Annotated in this window: 17 protein-coding genes; 7 read left to right on the forward strand and 10 right to left on the reverse strand. The window is 69.4% G+C overall.

Annotation, left to right across the window (positions count from 1 at the left end; translation table 11 throughout):
• Positions 1 to 115: 115 nt before the first annotated feature.
• Both RYH79_RS01065 and RYH79_RS01070 read left to right on the forward strand, forming a co-directional pair.
• Positions 116 to 1,018 carry a ParA family protein gene (locus RYH79_RS01065; RefSeq protein ID WP_370895367.1) on the forward strand — a complete coding sequence of 301 codons (903 nt, stop codon included), beginning with the start codon at positions 116 to 118 and terminating at the stop codon, positions 1,016 to 1,018.
• On the forward strand, positions 1,015 to 2,541 hold the full coding sequence (locus RYH79_RS01070; protein WP_370895369.1) for a chemotaxis protein CheW: 1,527 nt from the start codon (positions 1,015 to 1,017) through the stop codon (positions 2,539 to 2,541). Before RYH79_RS01065 ends, RYH79_RS01070 begins: the two co-directional genes overlap by 4 nt.
• Before the next feature lie 22 nt (positions 2,542 to 2,563).
• Here RYH79_RS01070 and RYH79_RS01075 read toward each other — a convergent pair whose 3' ends face one another.
• The 3 genes from RYH79_RS01075 to RYH79_RS01085 form a co-directional block, all read right to left on the reverse strand.
• Positions 2,564 to 2,875 carry a DUF7521 family protein gene (locus RYH79_RS01075; RefSeq protein ID WP_370895371.1) on the reverse strand — a complete coding sequence of 104 codons (312 nt, stop codon included), beginning with the start codon at positions 2,873 to 2,875 and terminating at the stop codon, positions 2,564 to 2,566.
• The gene (locus tag RYH79_RS01080) at positions 2,872 to 3,267 is read right to left on the reverse strand and encodes a helix-turn-helix domain-containing protein (RefSeq protein ID WP_370895373.1); all 396 of its coding nucleotides are present in this window, start codon (positions 3,265 to 3,267) and stop codon (positions 2,872 to 2,874) included. Before RYH79_RS01080 ends, RYH79_RS01075 begins: the two co-directional genes overlap by 4 nt.
• A gap of 73 nt (positions 3,268 to 3,340) precedes the next feature.
• On the reverse strand, positions 3,341 to 4,120 hold the full coding sequence (locus RYH79_RS01085) for a helix-turn-helix domain-containing protein (protein WP_370895375.1): 780 nt from the start codon (positions 4,118 to 4,120) through the stop codon (positions 3,341 to 3,343).
• A 161-nt stretch (positions 4,121 to 4,281) separates the two neighbouring features.
• Between RYH79_RS01085 and RYH79_RS01090 the strand changes: the two genes are divergently transcribed.
• From RYH79_RS01090 to RYH79_RS01105, 4 genes are all read left to right on the forward strand, one after another.
• Positions 4,282 to 4,632 (forward strand): helix-turn-helix domain-containing protein, encoded by a 351-nt coding sequence (locus RYH79_RS01090; protein WP_370895377.1) that lies wholly within the window; start codon positions 4,282 to 4,284, stop codon positions 4,630 to 4,632.
• A gap of 199 nt (positions 4,633 to 4,831) precedes the next feature.
• Positions 4,832 to 6,424, forward strand: coding sequence for a phytoene desaturase family protein (locus RYH79_RS01095; protein WP_370895379.1), 1,593 nt, complete (start codon positions 4,832 to 4,834; stop codon positions 6,422 to 6,424).
• Between the two features lie 62 nt (positions 6,425 to 6,486).
• Positions 6,487 to 6,804 carry an Htur_1727 family rSAM-partnered candidate RiPP gene (locus RYH79_RS01100; RefSeq protein ID WP_370895381.1) on the forward strand — a complete coding sequence of 106 codons (318 nt, stop codon included), beginning with the start codon at positions 6,487 to 6,489 and terminating at the stop codon, positions 6,802 to 6,804.
• The gene (locus RYH79_RS01105) at positions 6,801 to 8,018 is read left to right on the forward strand and encodes a TIGR04347 family pseudo-SAM/SPASM protein (RefSeq protein ID WP_370895383.1); all 1,218 of its coding nucleotides are present in this window, start codon (positions 6,801 to 6,803) and stop codon (positions 8,016 to 8,018) included. Before RYH79_RS01100 ends, RYH79_RS01105 begins: the two co-directional genes overlap by 4 nt.
• Before the next feature lies 1 nt (position 8,019).
• On the opposite strand, the gene RYH79_RS01110 is transcribed toward RYH79_RS01105, so the two are convergent.
• The 7 genes from RYH79_RS01110 to RYH79_RS01140 form a co-directional block, all read right to left on the reverse strand.
• Positions 8,020 to 8,250: a hypothetical protein gene (locus RYH79_RS01110; protein WP_370895385.1), complete on the reverse strand. Its 231-nt coding sequence runs from the start codon at positions 8,248 to 8,250 to the stop codon at positions 8,020 to 8,022.
• 35 nt (positions 8,251 to 8,285) lie between these two features.
• A complete protein-coding gene (locus RYH79_RS01115) occupies positions 8,286 to 8,525 on the reverse strand; it encodes a hypothetical protein (RefSeq protein ID WP_370895387.1) in 240 nt (79 codons plus the stop codon).
• A complete protein-coding gene (locus RYH79_RS01120) occupies positions 8,522 to 9,517 on the reverse strand; it encodes a DUF8098 family protein (RefSeq protein ID WP_370895389.1) in 996 nt (331 codons plus the stop codon). Before RYH79_RS01120 ends, RYH79_RS01115 begins: the two co-directional genes overlap by 4 nt.
• Before the next feature lie 80 nt (positions 9,518 to 9,597).
• Positions 9,598 to 10,224 (reverse strand): GNAT family N-acetyltransferase, encoded by a 627-nt coding sequence (locus RYH79_RS01125; protein WP_370895391.1) that lies wholly within the window; start codon positions 10,222 to 10,224, stop codon positions 9,598 to 9,600.
• 68 nt (positions 10,225 to 10,292) lie between these two features.
• Positions 10,293 to 11,636, reverse strand: coding sequence for an outer membrane protein assembly factor BamB family protein (locus tag RYH79_RS01130; RefSeq protein ID WP_370895393.1), 1,344 nt, complete (start codon positions 11,634 to 11,636; stop codon positions 10,293 to 10,295).
• 70 nt (positions 11,637 to 11,706) lie between these two features.
• Positions 11,707 to 12,033, reverse strand: a complete 327-nt coding sequence (locus tag RYH79_RS01135) for a DUF7977 family protein (RefSeq protein WP_370895396.1) — start codon at positions 12,031 to 12,033, stop codon at positions 11,707 to 11,709.
• Positions 12,023 to 13,063: a zinc-binding dehydrogenase gene (locus RYH79_RS01140; protein ID WP_370895398.1), complete on the reverse strand. Its 1,041-nt coding sequence runs from the start codon at positions 13,061 to 13,063 to the stop codon at positions 12,023 to 12,025. The genes RYH79_RS01135 and RYH79_RS01140 overlap by 11 nt, the downstream gene beginning before the upstream one ends.
• Before the next feature lie 160 nt (positions 13,064 to 13,223).
• Here RYH79_RS01140 and RYH79_RS01145 point away from each other — a divergent pair, with 160 nt between their 5' ends.
• Positions 13,224 to 14,621: an MATE family efflux transporter gene (locus RYH79_RS01145; protein ID WP_370895400.1), complete on the forward strand. Its 1,398-nt coding sequence runs from the start codon at positions 13,224 to 13,226 to the stop codon at positions 14,619 to 14,621.
• The last annotated feature ends 262 nt before the right edge of the window (positions 14,622 to 14,883 follow it).

The following is a 14,883-nucleotide window of genomic DNA, read 5'->3' on the forward strand; positions in this document are numbered from 1 at the left end:
CACAGCAACGGACGGTACAAGAGGCTGTCGGGTTCACTCGGAGGCGAAAGAATTGCCGAGCGGGCGCTCCGCCGAGTCTGGGACGTTTATGTGCCGGTCGCCGGTACGTTCGACCATGGACAGCGAGGCAACGGGAGACGACGCCGTCCGGATCTGCGTCACCAACGCGAAGGGGGGGACCGGGAAGACGACCGTCGCAATCAACGTCGCGGGGGCGCTGGCCCGCCGGGGCCACGAGGTGTTGTTCGTCGACCTCGACCCGCAGGGCAACGCCACCGAGGGACTGGGCTTCCCGGAGGCGTACGACGCCGAGCCGCCGACGATCCTCGACGCGCTCACGTCGACGGCCGCCCGCGACACGACTGCGCTCCTCCGTGACCACGCGGAGCTGGACCTGTTGCCGAGCAACACGGACCTGTTGCACGCCGAACACGAGCTGACGATCGCGGATCTGATCGCCCGGGCGGAGGCGGAGCCGGACGTGCGGCTGGACCCGGCGAGTCTGTCGGCGCTGTCGATCAACCTCGACCCGGGGATCGTCGGCGACGGGGGGCACGCGGTCGACCAACTCGATCGGGTGCTCGACCGAGTCGACGACCCGTACGACTTCGTGTTGGTGGACACGCCGCCGTTCTACGGCCGGCTGACGGACAACGCGATGTACGCGGCGCCGAATCTCCTGATCCCGGCGTTGACGGAGGCCACCTCCGAGCGGGCTATCGAACTCCTGTTCGACCAGGTGGCGGTGTTGGAGGACGAGACCGGGGTCGAGGTGTCGGACGTCGGGGTGGTCGCCAACCGTGTGGAGACCACCAACGAGGACACGGAGATGATCGAGTGGTTCCGGACGGTGTTCCCGGACGTGCCCGTCTGGGAGGTCCGGAAACGGGTCGCGCTCCAACGGGCGTTCTCCAACGGCACCTCGGTCTTCGAGTACGACGACACTGTCGACATGGCAGAGGTGTTCCTCGACGTGGCCCGATCGCTGGAGGGCCGCTTCGACCGGGAGGCGACATGAGCGACGACGCCGACGACGCCAGCGACACAGCCGACACAGCCGACCGAACGACCCGCGCCGACCGGATCCGTCGCCGGCGTGGAGACGGTGCAGACGACGACGCAGAGACGACCGAAGACGGCGGGGCGTCGACGGACACGAGCGGAGCCGGCGACGACGAGACGGCGGACGGCGCCGGGGCCGACGAGACGGTGGACACGGACGGAGCCCCCGAGACCGACGGCGACGCTGCCGACTCGTCGGGCCCCCGGCAGAGCCGTGCCGAGCGGCTCCGCGACTCCCGAGACGCCGGCGGCAGTCGCGCCGACCGGATCAGTCGAGCCCGCTCCGGCCGGCGCGACGACACGGCGTCGGCGGATACGGCGGACTCGGTGGACGGAGTGGATTCGACCGACGAGACAGACGACGACGACGACACGACGAGTGAGAACGAGACGGACGACGACGACACGACGAGTGAGAACGAGACGGACGACGACGACACGACGAGTGAGAGCGAGACGGACGACGACGACACGACGAGTGAGAGCGAGACAGACGACGACCGAGATGGCGTGAGCGACGACTCCGGCGACGCCGTCACCGCAACCGCGACTGACGAGGACGCCGACGAGGACGCCGACGAGACGGCGACGACCGACGCGGCCGAGCCAGACGGCGAGGCGACGGACACCGTCGGCTCGTCGCCCACCACCGCCGAATCCGTCGAGACGGAGCCCGCGGAAACGGCGGCTGAATCCGTCGATACGGGGCCGTCGGACCCCGAACGGGCGGCCGGGTCGACGACGGACGGCCCGTCGGCACCGGAGACAGACGCGACTACGGCAGAGTCGGACACGACGGAGCCCGACACCGAACAGACGGACGACGCGGACCCGGCGGCCACGGCGGAGCCGTCGCCGACCGACACCGCCGTCGGGTCGGCGTCGACCGACGACGAGACGACAGGGGCCACCGACGAGCCGACCGATTCGACCGTGGAGCCGACGGGTTCAGACGACGAGCTGGCGGAACCGGACGAGCCGACAGAGCCGGACGAGCCGACGGTGCCGACGCGCCACGAGGGCGCACACCCGACCGAGCCGTTCGAGGTGATCGAGTTCCGGCTCGGCGAGGAGACGTTCGCGCTGGCGATCGACTACGTGGAGGCGATCGAACGGATCGACGACGTCACGGAACTGACTCGGGTGCCGGGGACGCCGCAGCGAGAGGTCGGCGTGACGGCCGTCCGGGGGCGGACGACGACGGTCGTCGACCCGGACGTGACGCTCCGGGCGGACTCCGGGGTGGCAGACGGCGACGAGAACGGAGAACGGACGCTGATCGTGTTGGACGAACGGACCGTCGCGGCCTCACGCCAGGTCGGGGTGTTGGTCGAGAGCGTCCGGGCGGTGACGACGGTGGACCCGGAGCGGCTGACGGACCCGCCGACGCCGGACGACCACGTCGCGGGCGTCGTCGACCGTGGTGACGAGTTCCTGATCTGGGTCGCGCCGACGTTCGCCGTTCCGGACGCCGAGTAGGAGAGCCAGCCAGCCCCGCCGATCAGTCCATGTACAACGAGTAGGTGATGACGCCGAACCCGACGAGCGTGAGCGTGCTCGTCACGAGCACACCCCACAGCGTCGACTCCGACCCGAGGAGGAACTGGTCGATCACGCCACCCAGGGCGGTGCCGACGGTGACGACGGCGAAGCCGACGGACAACGCCCGCAGCGGGGGGGCGCGGGTCCGGCTGTACGCCTGCCAGCCCAGATACGAGATCAGCCCGCCGAGCACGAGCGTTCCGAGCTTCGTGACGGCGATGGCGGTGTCGACGTGGATCAACGGCGCGAGGAGGGTGGTGTCGGGGATCACGTCTCTCTGCGCACCTCCTGCCACATCGTCGACAGCCGTTCTTCGGCGCCCGTGCTCTCGGGACGTTCGACGCCCACGTCCAGCGAGCGGTCCTCCTCCAGGCTCACCCGCACCTCGTCGAAGTCGGTCACGTAGACGCTCGCGTGGTGGCCGTCGGGGCGCACCTCCGTCCCCTCCTCGACGAGCGCGGCCTCCGAGAGGAGATCGAGCTTCCGGTACATCGTCGAACTCGGGATGTCGGTCGCGTCGGAGAGCTCTGCTGCGGTCATGGGTTGATCGAGGTGTTCGATGATCGTGCGGCAGTCCCCGTCGTTCAGGGCGTCGAGTACCGCGTCGAGGTCGGGATCCGGACCGTCGCCCGGTCGCCGCCGCGACAGGGTGTCGCGGGCCATACCCCCTCTCTCTCGGAGAGGTACTTATCCTCGGCGTTCCGTCGACAGGCTCTCGCGCCCGTGTGAGGCCCCGTTAGCGGTCGAACACGGAGCCGAACAGCTTCGCCTGTGCAGTCGCCAGGTGCTCGCGGAACGTCGCGGCCGACACCCCCAGCTGCTCGGCGACCGTCTCGGCGTTCGACTCCCGCGGGTGGGCGAAGTAACCCGCCTCGTAGGCGGTCTCGACCGTCTCTCGTTGGCGGTCGGTGAGCCGACCGCGGTCGACGACGACGGCGTCCGACCGCTCGTCGCCGGCGCTGACGACGTAGTTGAGCCGAACGTCGTTTGCGGCCTCGCGTGCGGCCGCGATGACCTCCCGGAGCCGTTCGTTCGACCGGACGCGAAACTGGACGAGCAGCCGGCCGTCCGTCGCCCGCACGTCGTCGACCGGACAGCCGACGGCCTCGATCCGTTCACAGACGCAGTCGTCCCAGTCGCGGTCGAACTCCAGCGTCTGGGCGCTGCCGTCGTCGAAGACGGTGTCGAACGCCGGGGCACCGTCCGGTATCGACGCCGGGGTGTCGGAGGGTGTTCTGCCGCCGGAGCCAGGACTCGAGTCGGGGTCGGAGTCGGTCTCGGGGTTGGATCCGGCTTCGGCCTCGGCGTCTGCCCCGGGGCCTCGGTCCGTGTCTGTGTCGGTCCCGCCGATCGGAGCGTCGCTCGACACGTCGAAGCGTTCCACGGTTCCGTCGGAGTCGTCCGTCGTCCACGTCACGTCGCGGAGAGTCTCGTCCGTTGCGAGCGAGGCGGCCGCCACCGGGCAGCTCTCGACGGCCGAGATCGACAGTTCCGCGCGGAGACCAGTCACGTTCACACTCTTATCGCCGGCAGCGGCATAATGTCACCGTTCGCAGGGGCCGAGTCGTCACCCGTAAGTTCGTGTGGATCTCTCGCACGGTGGGATTCCAACCTACTTGAAACCCCCCGGTACCGTGGGATCAGCTATCCGGGGCTGGAGTGCCAACGTAGTCGTGTATGACGCGAAACGCGCCAGCCGCCGAGACGGTGTTCGAGGTGCTCGGAGACGAGTCGACTCGCCGGGTGTTCGCCCGACTGGACACGCCGCTGTCGGCACAGGACGTCTCCGACGAGAGTGGCATCCCGTTGTCGACCGTCTACCGTGCGCTCGACCGCCTGGAGGAGGCGGACCTCGCCGAGCGCAAGATCGTGATCCGGGACGACGGCAACCGGGTGTTCCGGTTCGTCCGCGCGACGGACGAGCTCGCAGTGTCGGCCGGCGGCGGCGACCTCGAACTCGACGCCGGCTTGGAGGAGACGGCCGTCGACGCCCGCGCCGCACACTCGGCGGCCGGCGCGTCCGACTGAGTCGACTACGACGGAGACCACCCACCCGTTCTGTACACACGCCACCCACCGAACAGTGACGGTGCCGTCCCGCGACGCGACCTCCACCCGCCACGGCGACCGCCCCGACGACCCCAGCCGCGCCGCCGTCGCGCCGGCCGGTTCCAGCCGGCCGGGAATCCCGCCCCGCTTGAGACGGGTCGGGCCCTTACCACTCGATATGTCACGGAGCGACGCAGGAGATCGGTTCGTCGGCGACGTGTCGCCACGCAGCCCCAGCGACGCTCTCCGTGGGGCGACGGCGACGGTCGTCGGCGGTGGAATCGGCGGGCTCGCTGCGGCCGCCTCGCTGGCGGCCGACGGCGCGGACGTGACGCTGTTCGAACAGGGGGACCGACTCGGGGGCTCCGCGAACCTGATCGAACGAGACGGCTTCCGGTTCGACACCGGCCCCTCGTGGTACCTCATGCCGGGCACCTTCGAGCGGTTCTTCGCCCAGTTCGACCGCGACCCCAGCGACTACTACGACCTGGAGCGGCTCGACCCCCACTACCGGGTGTTCTGGAAGGACGGCGACCGGGCGGACGTGGCCGACGACCTCGCGGCCGTCCGGTCGTTGTTCGAGGAGTACGAGGACGGTGCCGGCGAGGCGCTGGACAGCTACCTGGACGACGCCGAAGAGGCGTACGAACTCGGGCTGGAACGGTTCGTCTACACGGACCGCTCCCGGCTCCGGGACTTCGTCGACTTGGACGTCGTCAAGAGCGGCCGGGCGCTTCCGATGCTCCAGTCGATGGACGACTACGTCCAGTCGTACGTCGAACACCCGAAGCTCCGCCAGCTGCTGGAGTACACGCTCGTGTTTCTCGGCGGCTCCCCGTACAACACGCCGGCGCTGTACTCGATGCTGAGTCACGCCGACCTGAACCTCGGCGTCTACTACCCCGAGGGTGGGATGTACGCCGTCGTGGAGGCGCTGAGAGATCTCGGTACCGAGCTGGGCGTGGAGTTCCGGACGGGCACACCCGTCACGGGAGTCGACGCGACGGACGGTGGCGGTCCGTTCGACCGCGAGTTCACCGTCACGACCCCCGACGGTCCGGTCCGAGCGGACACGGTCGTCTCCAACCTCAACCCCGCAGTCGCGGAGCGTGACCTCCTGGCGCCGGACCTCCGACGGCACGGCGACGACTACTGGGACCGGTCGACGCTCGCGCCGTCCGCGTACATGCTGTACCTGGGCGTGGAGGGCTCCGTCGAGCCGTTGGAGCACCACACGCTCGTGCTCCCGACACACTGGGACGACCACTTCGCGTCCATCTTCGACGATCCGGCGTGGCCCGACGACCCCGCGTACTACGTCTCCGTCCCCTCCCGGACGGACGACACTGTCGCGCCCGACGGTCACGAGACGGTCGTCGTCCTGGTGCCCATCGCCCCCGGGCTGGAGGACGGGCCGGACGCGCGCGACCGCTACCGCGAGACAGTGCTGTCTGATCTCGCGGAGTTCACCGGCGTCGACCTCCGGGACCGGATCGTCGTGGAGGAAGACGCCTGCGTGACGGAGTTCGCCGAGCGGCTCGGCGCCCCCGGCGGGAGCGCACTCGGACTGGCCCACACGTTGGACCAGACCGGGCCGCTCCGGCCGGGCCACCGCGGCGGCGCGCCCGGGCTCTACTTCACCGGCGGCTACACCACGCCCGGGATCGGCGTGCCGATGACGCTCCTGTCCGGCTCGCAGACGGTGGACGCGCTCCGGGCGGACGCGGAGTCCGACCGGCTGCTGCCCGCGTCCGTTCCGTTGCCGCTGTAGGCGTTCCCACCCGTCGGGAACTGCCGCGGGGCGTACACCCAGGCAGTTCCTCACCCCTGCCGATGACCGACGACGGCGACTGGCACCGCGTGGACGCGCCGCGCGCCGACGCGGGCCGCGAGTGGGAGGTGTTCGTGCGCGAGACGACGGACGACGGCCTGTCGCACGTCGGCAGCGTCTCCGCTCCGAGCGACGACCTCGCGCACGAACAGGCGACGGCGTTGTTCGGCCACGCCGCCGAGACGATCTGGCTGTGTCCCGCCGACGAGACCCGACGGGTCACCCGCTCGCGGCTGGGGGCCGCCCACGCCGACGGCGACCAGACGGACCCCGGGACGGACGCCGACGGCAACCGGCGAGAGGGGGGTGACGCGGCGTGATCTCCATCAGCAAGCTCCTCCACGGGCTGGACGCCGAGGGGGACGGGCTCCGGTACGACGCCGCAGACGAGAGCGACCGCCGACAGATCCGCGAACAGAGACAACGCCGCCCGGTCGTCGTCTGGAACACGACCGAGCAGTGCAACCTGGCGTGTGAACACTGCTACGCCGCCGCCGAGTTCGAGCGAGCGCCCGGCGAGCTGTCGACGGCGGAGGCGAAGGGACTGATCGACCAACTCGCCGACTTCGGCGTACCCGTGATCCTCTTCTCCGGCGGCGAGCCGTTGCTCCGGCGCGACCTCGTCGAACTCGTGGACTACGCCACCGACGCCGGGCTCCGTGCGGTGTTGTCGACCAACGGCACCCTGCTGACGGAAGAGCGCGCCCGCAAGCTCCAACGGGCCGGTCTGTCGTACGCGGGCGTCTCCGTCGACGGCCGCCGGGAGACGAACGACGCCTTCCGCGGCCAGCAGGGGGCGTTCGACGCCGCCGTCCGCGGGATGGAGGCGTGTCTCGACGTGGGGCTCAAGACCGGGCTCCGCTACACGATCACGGACGCCACCGCCCCGGACGTGGAGGGGATCGTCGACCTCCTCACGGACGTGGGCGTCGACCGGTTCTGTTTCTACCACCTCGACTACGGTGGTCGCGGGGTGCCGGACGCGGACGTGTCCCGGGAGCGCCGGCGCGAGGCGGTCGAGCGCATCTGTGAGCTGACCGGCGAGTACCACGACCGCGGCGAGGCAATCGAGACGCTGCTCGTCGGCAACTACGCCGACGCCGCCTTCCTCGTGGAGTACGCCCGCCGGGAGTACGGCCGCGAGCAGGCCGAACGGGTCCGTCGGTACCTGGAGGTGAACGGCGGCGACCCCGCCGGCGAGCGGGTCGCGGACGTGGACTACCAGGGCAACGTCCACGCCACTCAGTTCTGGCAGGGCTACTCGCTGGGCAACGTCCGGGACCGCCCGTTCGGCGACATCTGGTCGGACGAGGACAACCCCGTGCTCGACGCGCTCCGGGCGCGCCCGGAGAACCTCACCGGGAAGTGTGCCGACTGCGGCTACCGGAGCGTCTGTCGCGGGGGGTCGCGGCTCCGCGCGCTCGGCGTCTCCGGTGATCTGTTCGCCCCCGACCCGCAGTGTTACCTCACAGAGCGGGAGCGCACCTCGCCGGTGGAACTGGACACGGGCGGTACCTCGGCGTCGGCAGACTGAGCTACGGGTGCTCGCAGTTCGGCAACAGGGTCAACTGATCGAACGCTCTGTAGTGTTTGTCCCACGTTGCGACGTGTGACAGTGCAGACTGCTCGACGAACGCTTTGGTGAGAAAGTCCGTCATCGCGCCGCCGTGGTCGTCGAACGCGACGAACGCGTCACACGCCGCGTCGAGTTCGGCACACGACACCGAACGGATCTCGACGACGGTCGACTCCCGAACGCGGCTCACGCACTCGACCGCGTCGGCGTGTCCGTGTCTCTTCTTCAGTCGAGTCGCAGCCTCGTCGACGACGTGATCGTTGACAACGACTCTGGTGAACGGGAGCTCTCCGTCTCCCACCAGTCGACCAGTTTCCGTGCGAACCGTCGTCTCCGCCTCTCGTCCTCGTTAACGGGAGTCGTCACGAAAACCGACGTGAGGAACTTCGGCCCGACACAGACGAACTGCGTGTACCCACTTCGGTCGGGTCTGAAGTGCTCCCGCGTCGGGGTGTCGACGCTCACTCCACCACCTCGAACAGTGGGTCGTCGTCGGGGACCGATCGCTGCTCTCCCGCGAGGATGTCTGGCTCCACCCCGGCCTCCTCGACGTAGTCGTCGAATTCGAGGTTCGGGAGACGATCCGTCGTCGCTTCGACGGCGACGCCCAGTCCGTCCACTGCCATCTGGAACTGCCCGAGCTTGGCCTCGAACAGCTCCCGCTGTCCGGACGCTTCGCGTCTCCGTCGCGCTTTGGTGTCGTCGGCAGACGGTCCCTCGACAGTGACGTAGCTCATCCGCTGTCCACACCCGCGCCAGACACCGTCGTAGAAGAGTTCGTACAGCCTGTCGAACTCGTCGTAGTGCTCGACTGGACTGTTGTCCCACTCGTGCCGCTCGATCCACCCGACGAACGGCTCTGCGGCCCGGGCGAACTCGGTGACGTACGGCTGGATTCCGTCGAACAGTGCGTATCGGGACAGCGCACGCTTCAGCGCTCCACAGGACGTTTCGACCGTCGTCGATAGATCATCCGGAACCTCGCCTCCGGCACCCATCGCTGCGTCTCGGGTTCGATGGAGCGCTGCGTACAACGGAAGTGCGGCTCGATAGACGTCTTCGAACGGAATCGATCGCTCTCGGTAGTAGTCCCCGAGCCACTCGAACGTCTCTGCCGACAGCGCCTCGTGTACGTACTCCCTGCTGTCCCCGGTCAGCTCGTCGAAGATCTCGTCCTGCGTCGGAATATCGCTGTCCACGCCGGTCGGGAGATCCAGCGTCGCGTTTCCGGCCCTGTTGTCGGCCTTCCCCTTGACCGCAACGTCGCCGTGGAGATACCACTGTGTCGTCACGTACGCCTCGACACCGAACTGCCGAACCGTGTAGAGGATCAGCTTCTGTCTGGTGATCGGATCGAGATTGGCGGTCGAGACACCCTCGATCTCGGTTGCGGCACGCTGAACCTCGCTGTCGACCGTCGACAGCAACGGGTCTTCGAGGAACGAGGGCTCGCTCATCGTCGGATTGTGGCTCGGTTTCGAATATAAACTCTTCTCCCCGAAGCGTGCGTTCGACCGCCGAGAACGCCGTCGTCGGCTCACTCGTCGCTCGTGTCGCCGCCGAGCGCCAGCAAGTGTGGCGGAATCGACGCCGGGAGCGACCGGTGGAACACGCCGATCCCACACGAACAGTCGGCGGCGCCACACTCCGAACAGACACCGTCGTCCGGCCATGAGAGGCCGGCGTGGTAGACGGGCTCGAAGCCGAGCCCGCGGAGGAGTCCCCGCGCGTCACGGTCGGGGTCGTACTCCCACACCTCGACGAACACGCGGGAGTGACCGGCGCGGACGGCGAGCGCCAACAGCTGCCGGAGCATCGTCTCGCCCACCCCGCGCGACTGGTGGGGTGGAGCGACGTAGGCGTACGCCAGGTAGCCGACAGACTCCGAGCGGCCGACCCCGAGTTCGTCGGCCGTCGGCGGCGGGACGGCCATCGACCCGTCGACCACGTCGCCGCCGTCGCGTTCGAGGTAGAGACTCATCGTCGCCACGACGCCGTCCTCCGGGGTCGTGGCGACGAGCGTGTGCGGGTCCGCCAACGGGTCCGTCATCTCGCCGACGGGGGCGTGGACGCTCCCCGGCCCGTCTGCGACGCCGGCGACCCGCGCGATCAGCCGGGCGACGGTCGGCTCGTCTGCCGGCGTCGCCGTCCGGTAGTCGTACACGATCCGGTCGTCGCAGTGACTGTACAAGTCTCTTTCTGGTTGGGCGAACGTGACAGCCGTCGGAACAGTCAGGCGTCGATCACGCCGAGTCGGCTGCCGGTCGAGAGGAACAGTCGCCCGTCCGGCCCCAGGACGGCGCTCTCGACGGAGAGGCCGTCGAGACGGACCCGCTCGCTCCCGTCCGGCACGGCCCAGACGCGAACGGCCTCGGGGGTCCAGAACGAGACTCGTCCGTCCCGAACGGTGACCGGCGGGCCGTCGACGCCCCCGGCCGGGCTGCCGAGGCCCGGTGTCGTGACGGACGAGAGTCCGTGTCGCCGGCGCCACTGGACCGTGCCCGACGAGCCGACGGCCGTCAGCGTCTCGCCGTCGATCACGTACGCACCGGCGCCGCCGACGGCCCCGACCGCGCCAGGCCGACGCCACCGCACCGTTCCGTTCCGTCTGTCGACCCCGGTCGTCACCCGACCGCCGTCGAACCCGGTCGCGTAGACGACCGGACCGACGGCGACCGGGGTCGTGGCGGGCTCGTCGACGCGCCACCGTAGGTCACCGGTCGTCGTGTCGAGCCCGACCATCGCGGCGTCCGGCCCGCCACAGACGACAGTCCCGTCGTGGCCGACGGTCCGTCGCGGCGCGAACTGGCCGTCTGGGGTGTGCCGGCCGCGGTGTGTCCCGGCCTCGGCTGCCAGCAGGTCCACCCGACGGCCGTCGACGACGGCGATTGCGTCACCGACACGACGGCTCGTCGTGTCGAGCGACGGCTCGACGGGGTCTGGGAGCGTCGTCCGCCACCGCACTGCGCCGGTGTCGGGCTCTCGGCAGACGAGCCCGTCGCCGTCGTGTGTGAGGAGGTGGCTGTCGGTCCAGGAGACGAGTTCCCCGACTGACTGTTCCCAGACGATTTGCCACTCGTCCGTGTCGAGCCGGAGCACAGTCTCCGGGCCGTCTCCAGCGACTCGAAACCACAGTCCGTCGCCGAACGCGAGCAACCGGAGGCGTCGTTCGTCGCGCCACCGTGCGTCGGTCTCCGGAAGCGCGTACGTGGCCGTCGCGGTCGGTGTCTGCTCGACGACTACTCCGTCGGGGGTGACGACGGACCGACCTCCCGTTCGCAGTGTGCGCAACTCCGTCAGCGTGGCCGGATCGTACACGCCGATCAATCGCCCTCCCGACCGTTCCTCCGAGCCGATCAGGAGCGAGGGAGAGACAGTGAGTCGCTCGGCCACGGCCGACTCCGCCACCGTGTCGAACGGCTCCGAACGGGTCGGCGTCGACCGGAGCGCCGGATTCACCGTCTCGCCGCTGCCGTCGTCGCTGTCGTCGCCGAGCGCCGAACACCCCGACAGTGTTGTCGCCGCCGCGAGCGCCGCGACCAGTTCCCGTCGCTCGATTCTGTCTGGACTCGACACACTGGAACCGCAGTCGGCACTGTAATGTAAATCGTGGGCTCGATAGCGAAACTGCGACACCCCTCTCCGACTACTCCCCGTCGGAGACGGCCGTCCACACTGCGACCACGCCCAGCAACAACGCCGGGACGAACGGGAGCGCGAGCATCGCCACGAGGAACGGGAGTCCGGCGTCGCCCGGCGCGGTGGGGAAGACGTAGATCAGCCCGGGGATACCGAGGAACGCGAGCGCGACGACGGCGACGAGCGCCCAGCCGAAGCTCCCCAGCCCGGGCTCGGCGTCGGGCGTGGTGACGCTGTGATCGGGCTCGTCTGCCGCCGTTCGCTCGTCCGTTGCGTCGTCGTCGCGGGCCTGGCCGGGGCGGTGGACGTAGCCGTCGGTGTCGTCAGAACTCACTGTCCGGTCTCAGGACTACTTTGCCAAAGCCCTCACGCTTCTCCAACATCTCGTGGGCGCGAGCGGTCTCGGACATCGGCAGCGTCTCGCGGATCCGCGGCTCGAAGGTGCCGTCCCAGACGAGTCCGAGCACGTCGTCCGTCTCCCCGGGGGTGGCCATCGTCGACCCGATCACCTCCAGTTGATTCCAGAAGATCCGATTCACGTCCGTCTCCGGGTTGCCGCCGGTGGTGGCGCCACAGGTGAGGAGTCGGCCGCCCTTGGCGAGCGAGCGCAGCGAGTCGCGCCAGGTCGCGGCGCCGACGTGGTCGACGACGACGTCCACGCCGCGGCCGTCCGTGAGCGACCGCACCTCGTCGGCGAAGTCCGTCGCCTCGTAGTCGAGCGTGTGGTCGGCGCCGAGTTCGGCGGCGTACGACCGTTTCTCCGCGGAGGATGCGGTGGCGAACACCTCACAGCCGACGTAGTCGGCGATCTGGACGGCGGCGTGGCCGACGCCGCCCGAGGCGCCCAACACGAGAATCGACTCCCCCGGTCGCAGCTCCCCGCGGGTGACGAGCATTCGCCAGGCGGTCTGGAACACCAGGCTCGCGGAGCCGGCGACGGTCCAGTCGACGCCGTCCGGGACGGCGACGAGGTTGTCCGCCGGCACCGCGACCCGTTCGGCGTGGACCCCTTCGACGTGCTCCCCGAGGAGGTGGTAGTCGACACACATCGACGGCTCGCCGTGACGGCAGAACTCGCAGGTGCCACAGGAGACGCCCGCGGAGACGGCGACGTGGTCGCCGGGCTCGAACCGAGAGACGGCGTCGCCGACCTCGCGGACGACGCCGGCGGCGTCACTCCCGGGGACGTGTGGCATCTGGAGGTCGACGCCGGGGAGCCCGCGGCGTGTCCACACGTCGAGGTGGTTCACCGCGGCCGCCCGCACGTCGACGAGCACCTCGTCGCGGCCGGCCTCGGGCTCCGGGTAGTCGTCGTAGCCGATCACGTCGCGGTCGCCGTGGGCGCGGAACTGGACTGCTCTCACGACATCGAGGTGGACTGCCGGCGACAAAAACGGTACCGACGACCGTCGCCGGCCCGGTTTCTCCGCCGTCTCTATTCTCGCTCGGTTCTAGATCTGGTGATTTTCTCCTTCAGAGACGCAAATTACTTACTGTTCGGAACTGTGTGTCGTACTACGGACGATGCTGGACGTGAGTCCCGAGGAGATTACCGACGGGCCGCTCGGACGGGCGCTGGCCGTACTGGCCGCCCCCATGGTCGTCCAGCACTTGGTGTTGGTCGGCCAACAGGTGGTCGACGTGTTCTGGGTCGGCCGTCTCGGCGGCGAGGCGGTCGCGGCGATCGGGCTGATCGCGCCGGTGGTCGGACTGCTCGGCGTCGGCACGCGAATCGGCAGCGCCGGCGGCCAGGTCCTCGTCTCTCAACGGATCGGAGCGGACGACCCGTCGGCCGCGCGGCGAGCGGCGACACACGCTATCGGCTTCGCCGCGGGCACGAACGTGGTGTTGGCCGCCGTCGTGTCGCTGACGGCCGGGTCGATCGTCGGTCTGTTCGACCCGGGCGGGACCGTCGCCAGTCTGGCGGCGTCGTACCTCGCCGTGCTCGCCTTCTCGAACGTGTTCTCCGGCGTGAGCGACATGGTGGAAGCGAGCTACGTCGGCGCGGGAGACTCCCGGACGCCGATGGTGCTGAACTTCCTGGCGATCGGGGTGAACCTGGGGTTGGACCCGTTCCTGATCTTCGGCTGGGGGCCGTTCCCGCAGCTCGGGATCGAGGGGGCGGCGTTGGCGACACTGATCGGCTACGGCACGTCGGCGGTCGTCGGACTCACCCTGTTGTTCTCCTCGTACACCGGATTCTCGCTGCGGCTCGACTCGTTCCGGCCGGACTCGGGAACGGCCCGAGAGCTGTTGGAGATCGGACTGCCGGCGGGTGGCCAGAGCGCCGCCAGACAGTTCGCCCGGCTGGTCGTGGTGTGGGTCGTGTCGACGGTCGGCGGTGGCGCGGCGCTGGCGGCGTACACCATCGGCGCCCGGATCGCAACCGTGGTGTTCGTCCCGGCCCAGGCGCTCGGCAGCGCCTCCACGACCGTCGTGGGTCAGAACCTCGGTGCCGACCGGCCGGACCGAGCCACCCGGGCGACGTGGTTGGGTGTCGGCGCCGGCGCGATCGGGCTGGGGCTGTTGGGCGTCGGCCAGTGGCTGTTCCCGACGACACTAGCGGAGTTGTTCGTTCCGGGGATCGGCGGCGAGACGCTCGCCTTCACGGTCACGTACCTCCAGATCCTGGCGTACGGCTACTGGGCGCTGGGGACGATCTACACGGTCCAGGCGGGGTTCGACGGCGCCGGCCGGACGGAGATCGGAATGTACGCCACGATGCTCCAGTACTGGGCCGTCCGAGTGCCGTTGGCGGCCGCCGGAGCGTTCCTCCTCGGAATGGGGGTCTCGGGGCCGTTCTGGGCGATCACCGTCTCGAACGTCGTCGCCGCCCTCGGTCTGGTCGGTTACTTCTGGCGCTCCACCGACGACGGGATGTTACGACGCGCCGCGGAGAACGCGAGCGCCAGCGCAGACTGACCGCGTCCCGATCGCGTGCGAGATCCTCCGCGATCGAGAGCGTGAGTGTGTGTACCGCTCACACGGTTCTGCCGATTCGGCCGGAATCGACAGACGGCGCCGGATTCGACGAACCCGAACGTCCGGACTGCACGAACCGGCGCCGGGCCGTCGACAACACCACTCCGAGTTAACTGTTGTCGTACGGACTATGTACGTGCAACGAACACCCGTTGTCGAACGTACCGGGTGGTACTGTAACGTAGAAACGCCACGTTTATGC

It is taken from the genome of Halobaculum sp. MBLA0143 (assembly GCF_041361465.1).
Taxonomy (GTDB): domain Archaea; phylum Halobacteriota; class Halobacteria; order Halobacteriales; family Haloferacaceae; genus JAHENP01.

What these genes read in the sequence shown, in the direction of transcription:
- RYH79_RS01065 (WP_370895367.1), top strand. Translation starts at nt 116, where the DNA reads ATGGACAGCGAGGCAACGGGAGACGACGCCGTCCGGATCTGCGTCACC.
- RYH79_RS01070 (WP_370895369.1), top strand. Translation starts at nt 1,015, where the DNA reads ATGAGCGACGACGCCGACGACGCCAGCGACACAGCCGACACAGCCGAC.
- RYH79_RS01080 (WP_370895373.1), bottom strand. Translation starts at nt 3,267, where the DNA reads ATGGCCCGCGACACCCTGTCGCGGCGGCGACCGGGCGACGGTCCGGAT.
- RYH79_RS01090 (WP_370895377.1), top strand. Translation starts at nt 4,282, where the DNA reads ATGACGCGAAACGCGCCAGCCGCCGAGACGGTGTTCGAGGTGCTCGGA.
- RYH79_RS01095 (WP_370895379.1), top strand. Translation starts at nt 4,832, where the DNA reads ATGTCACGGAGCGACGCAGGAGATCGGTTCGTCGGCGACGTGTCGCCA.
- RYH79_RS01100 (WP_370895381.1), top strand. Translation starts at nt 6,487, where the DNA reads ATGACCGACGACGGCGACTGGCACCGCGTGGACGCGCCGCGCGCCGAC.
- RYH79_RS01120 (WP_370895389.1), bottom strand. Translation starts at nt 9,517, where the DNA reads ATGAGCGAGCCCTCGTTCCTCGAAGACCCGTTGCTGTCGACGGTCGAC.
- RYH79_RS01145 (WP_370895400.1), top strand. Translation starts at nt 13,224, where the DNA reads ATGCTGGACGTGAGTCCCGAGGAGATTACCGACGGGCCGCTCGGACGG.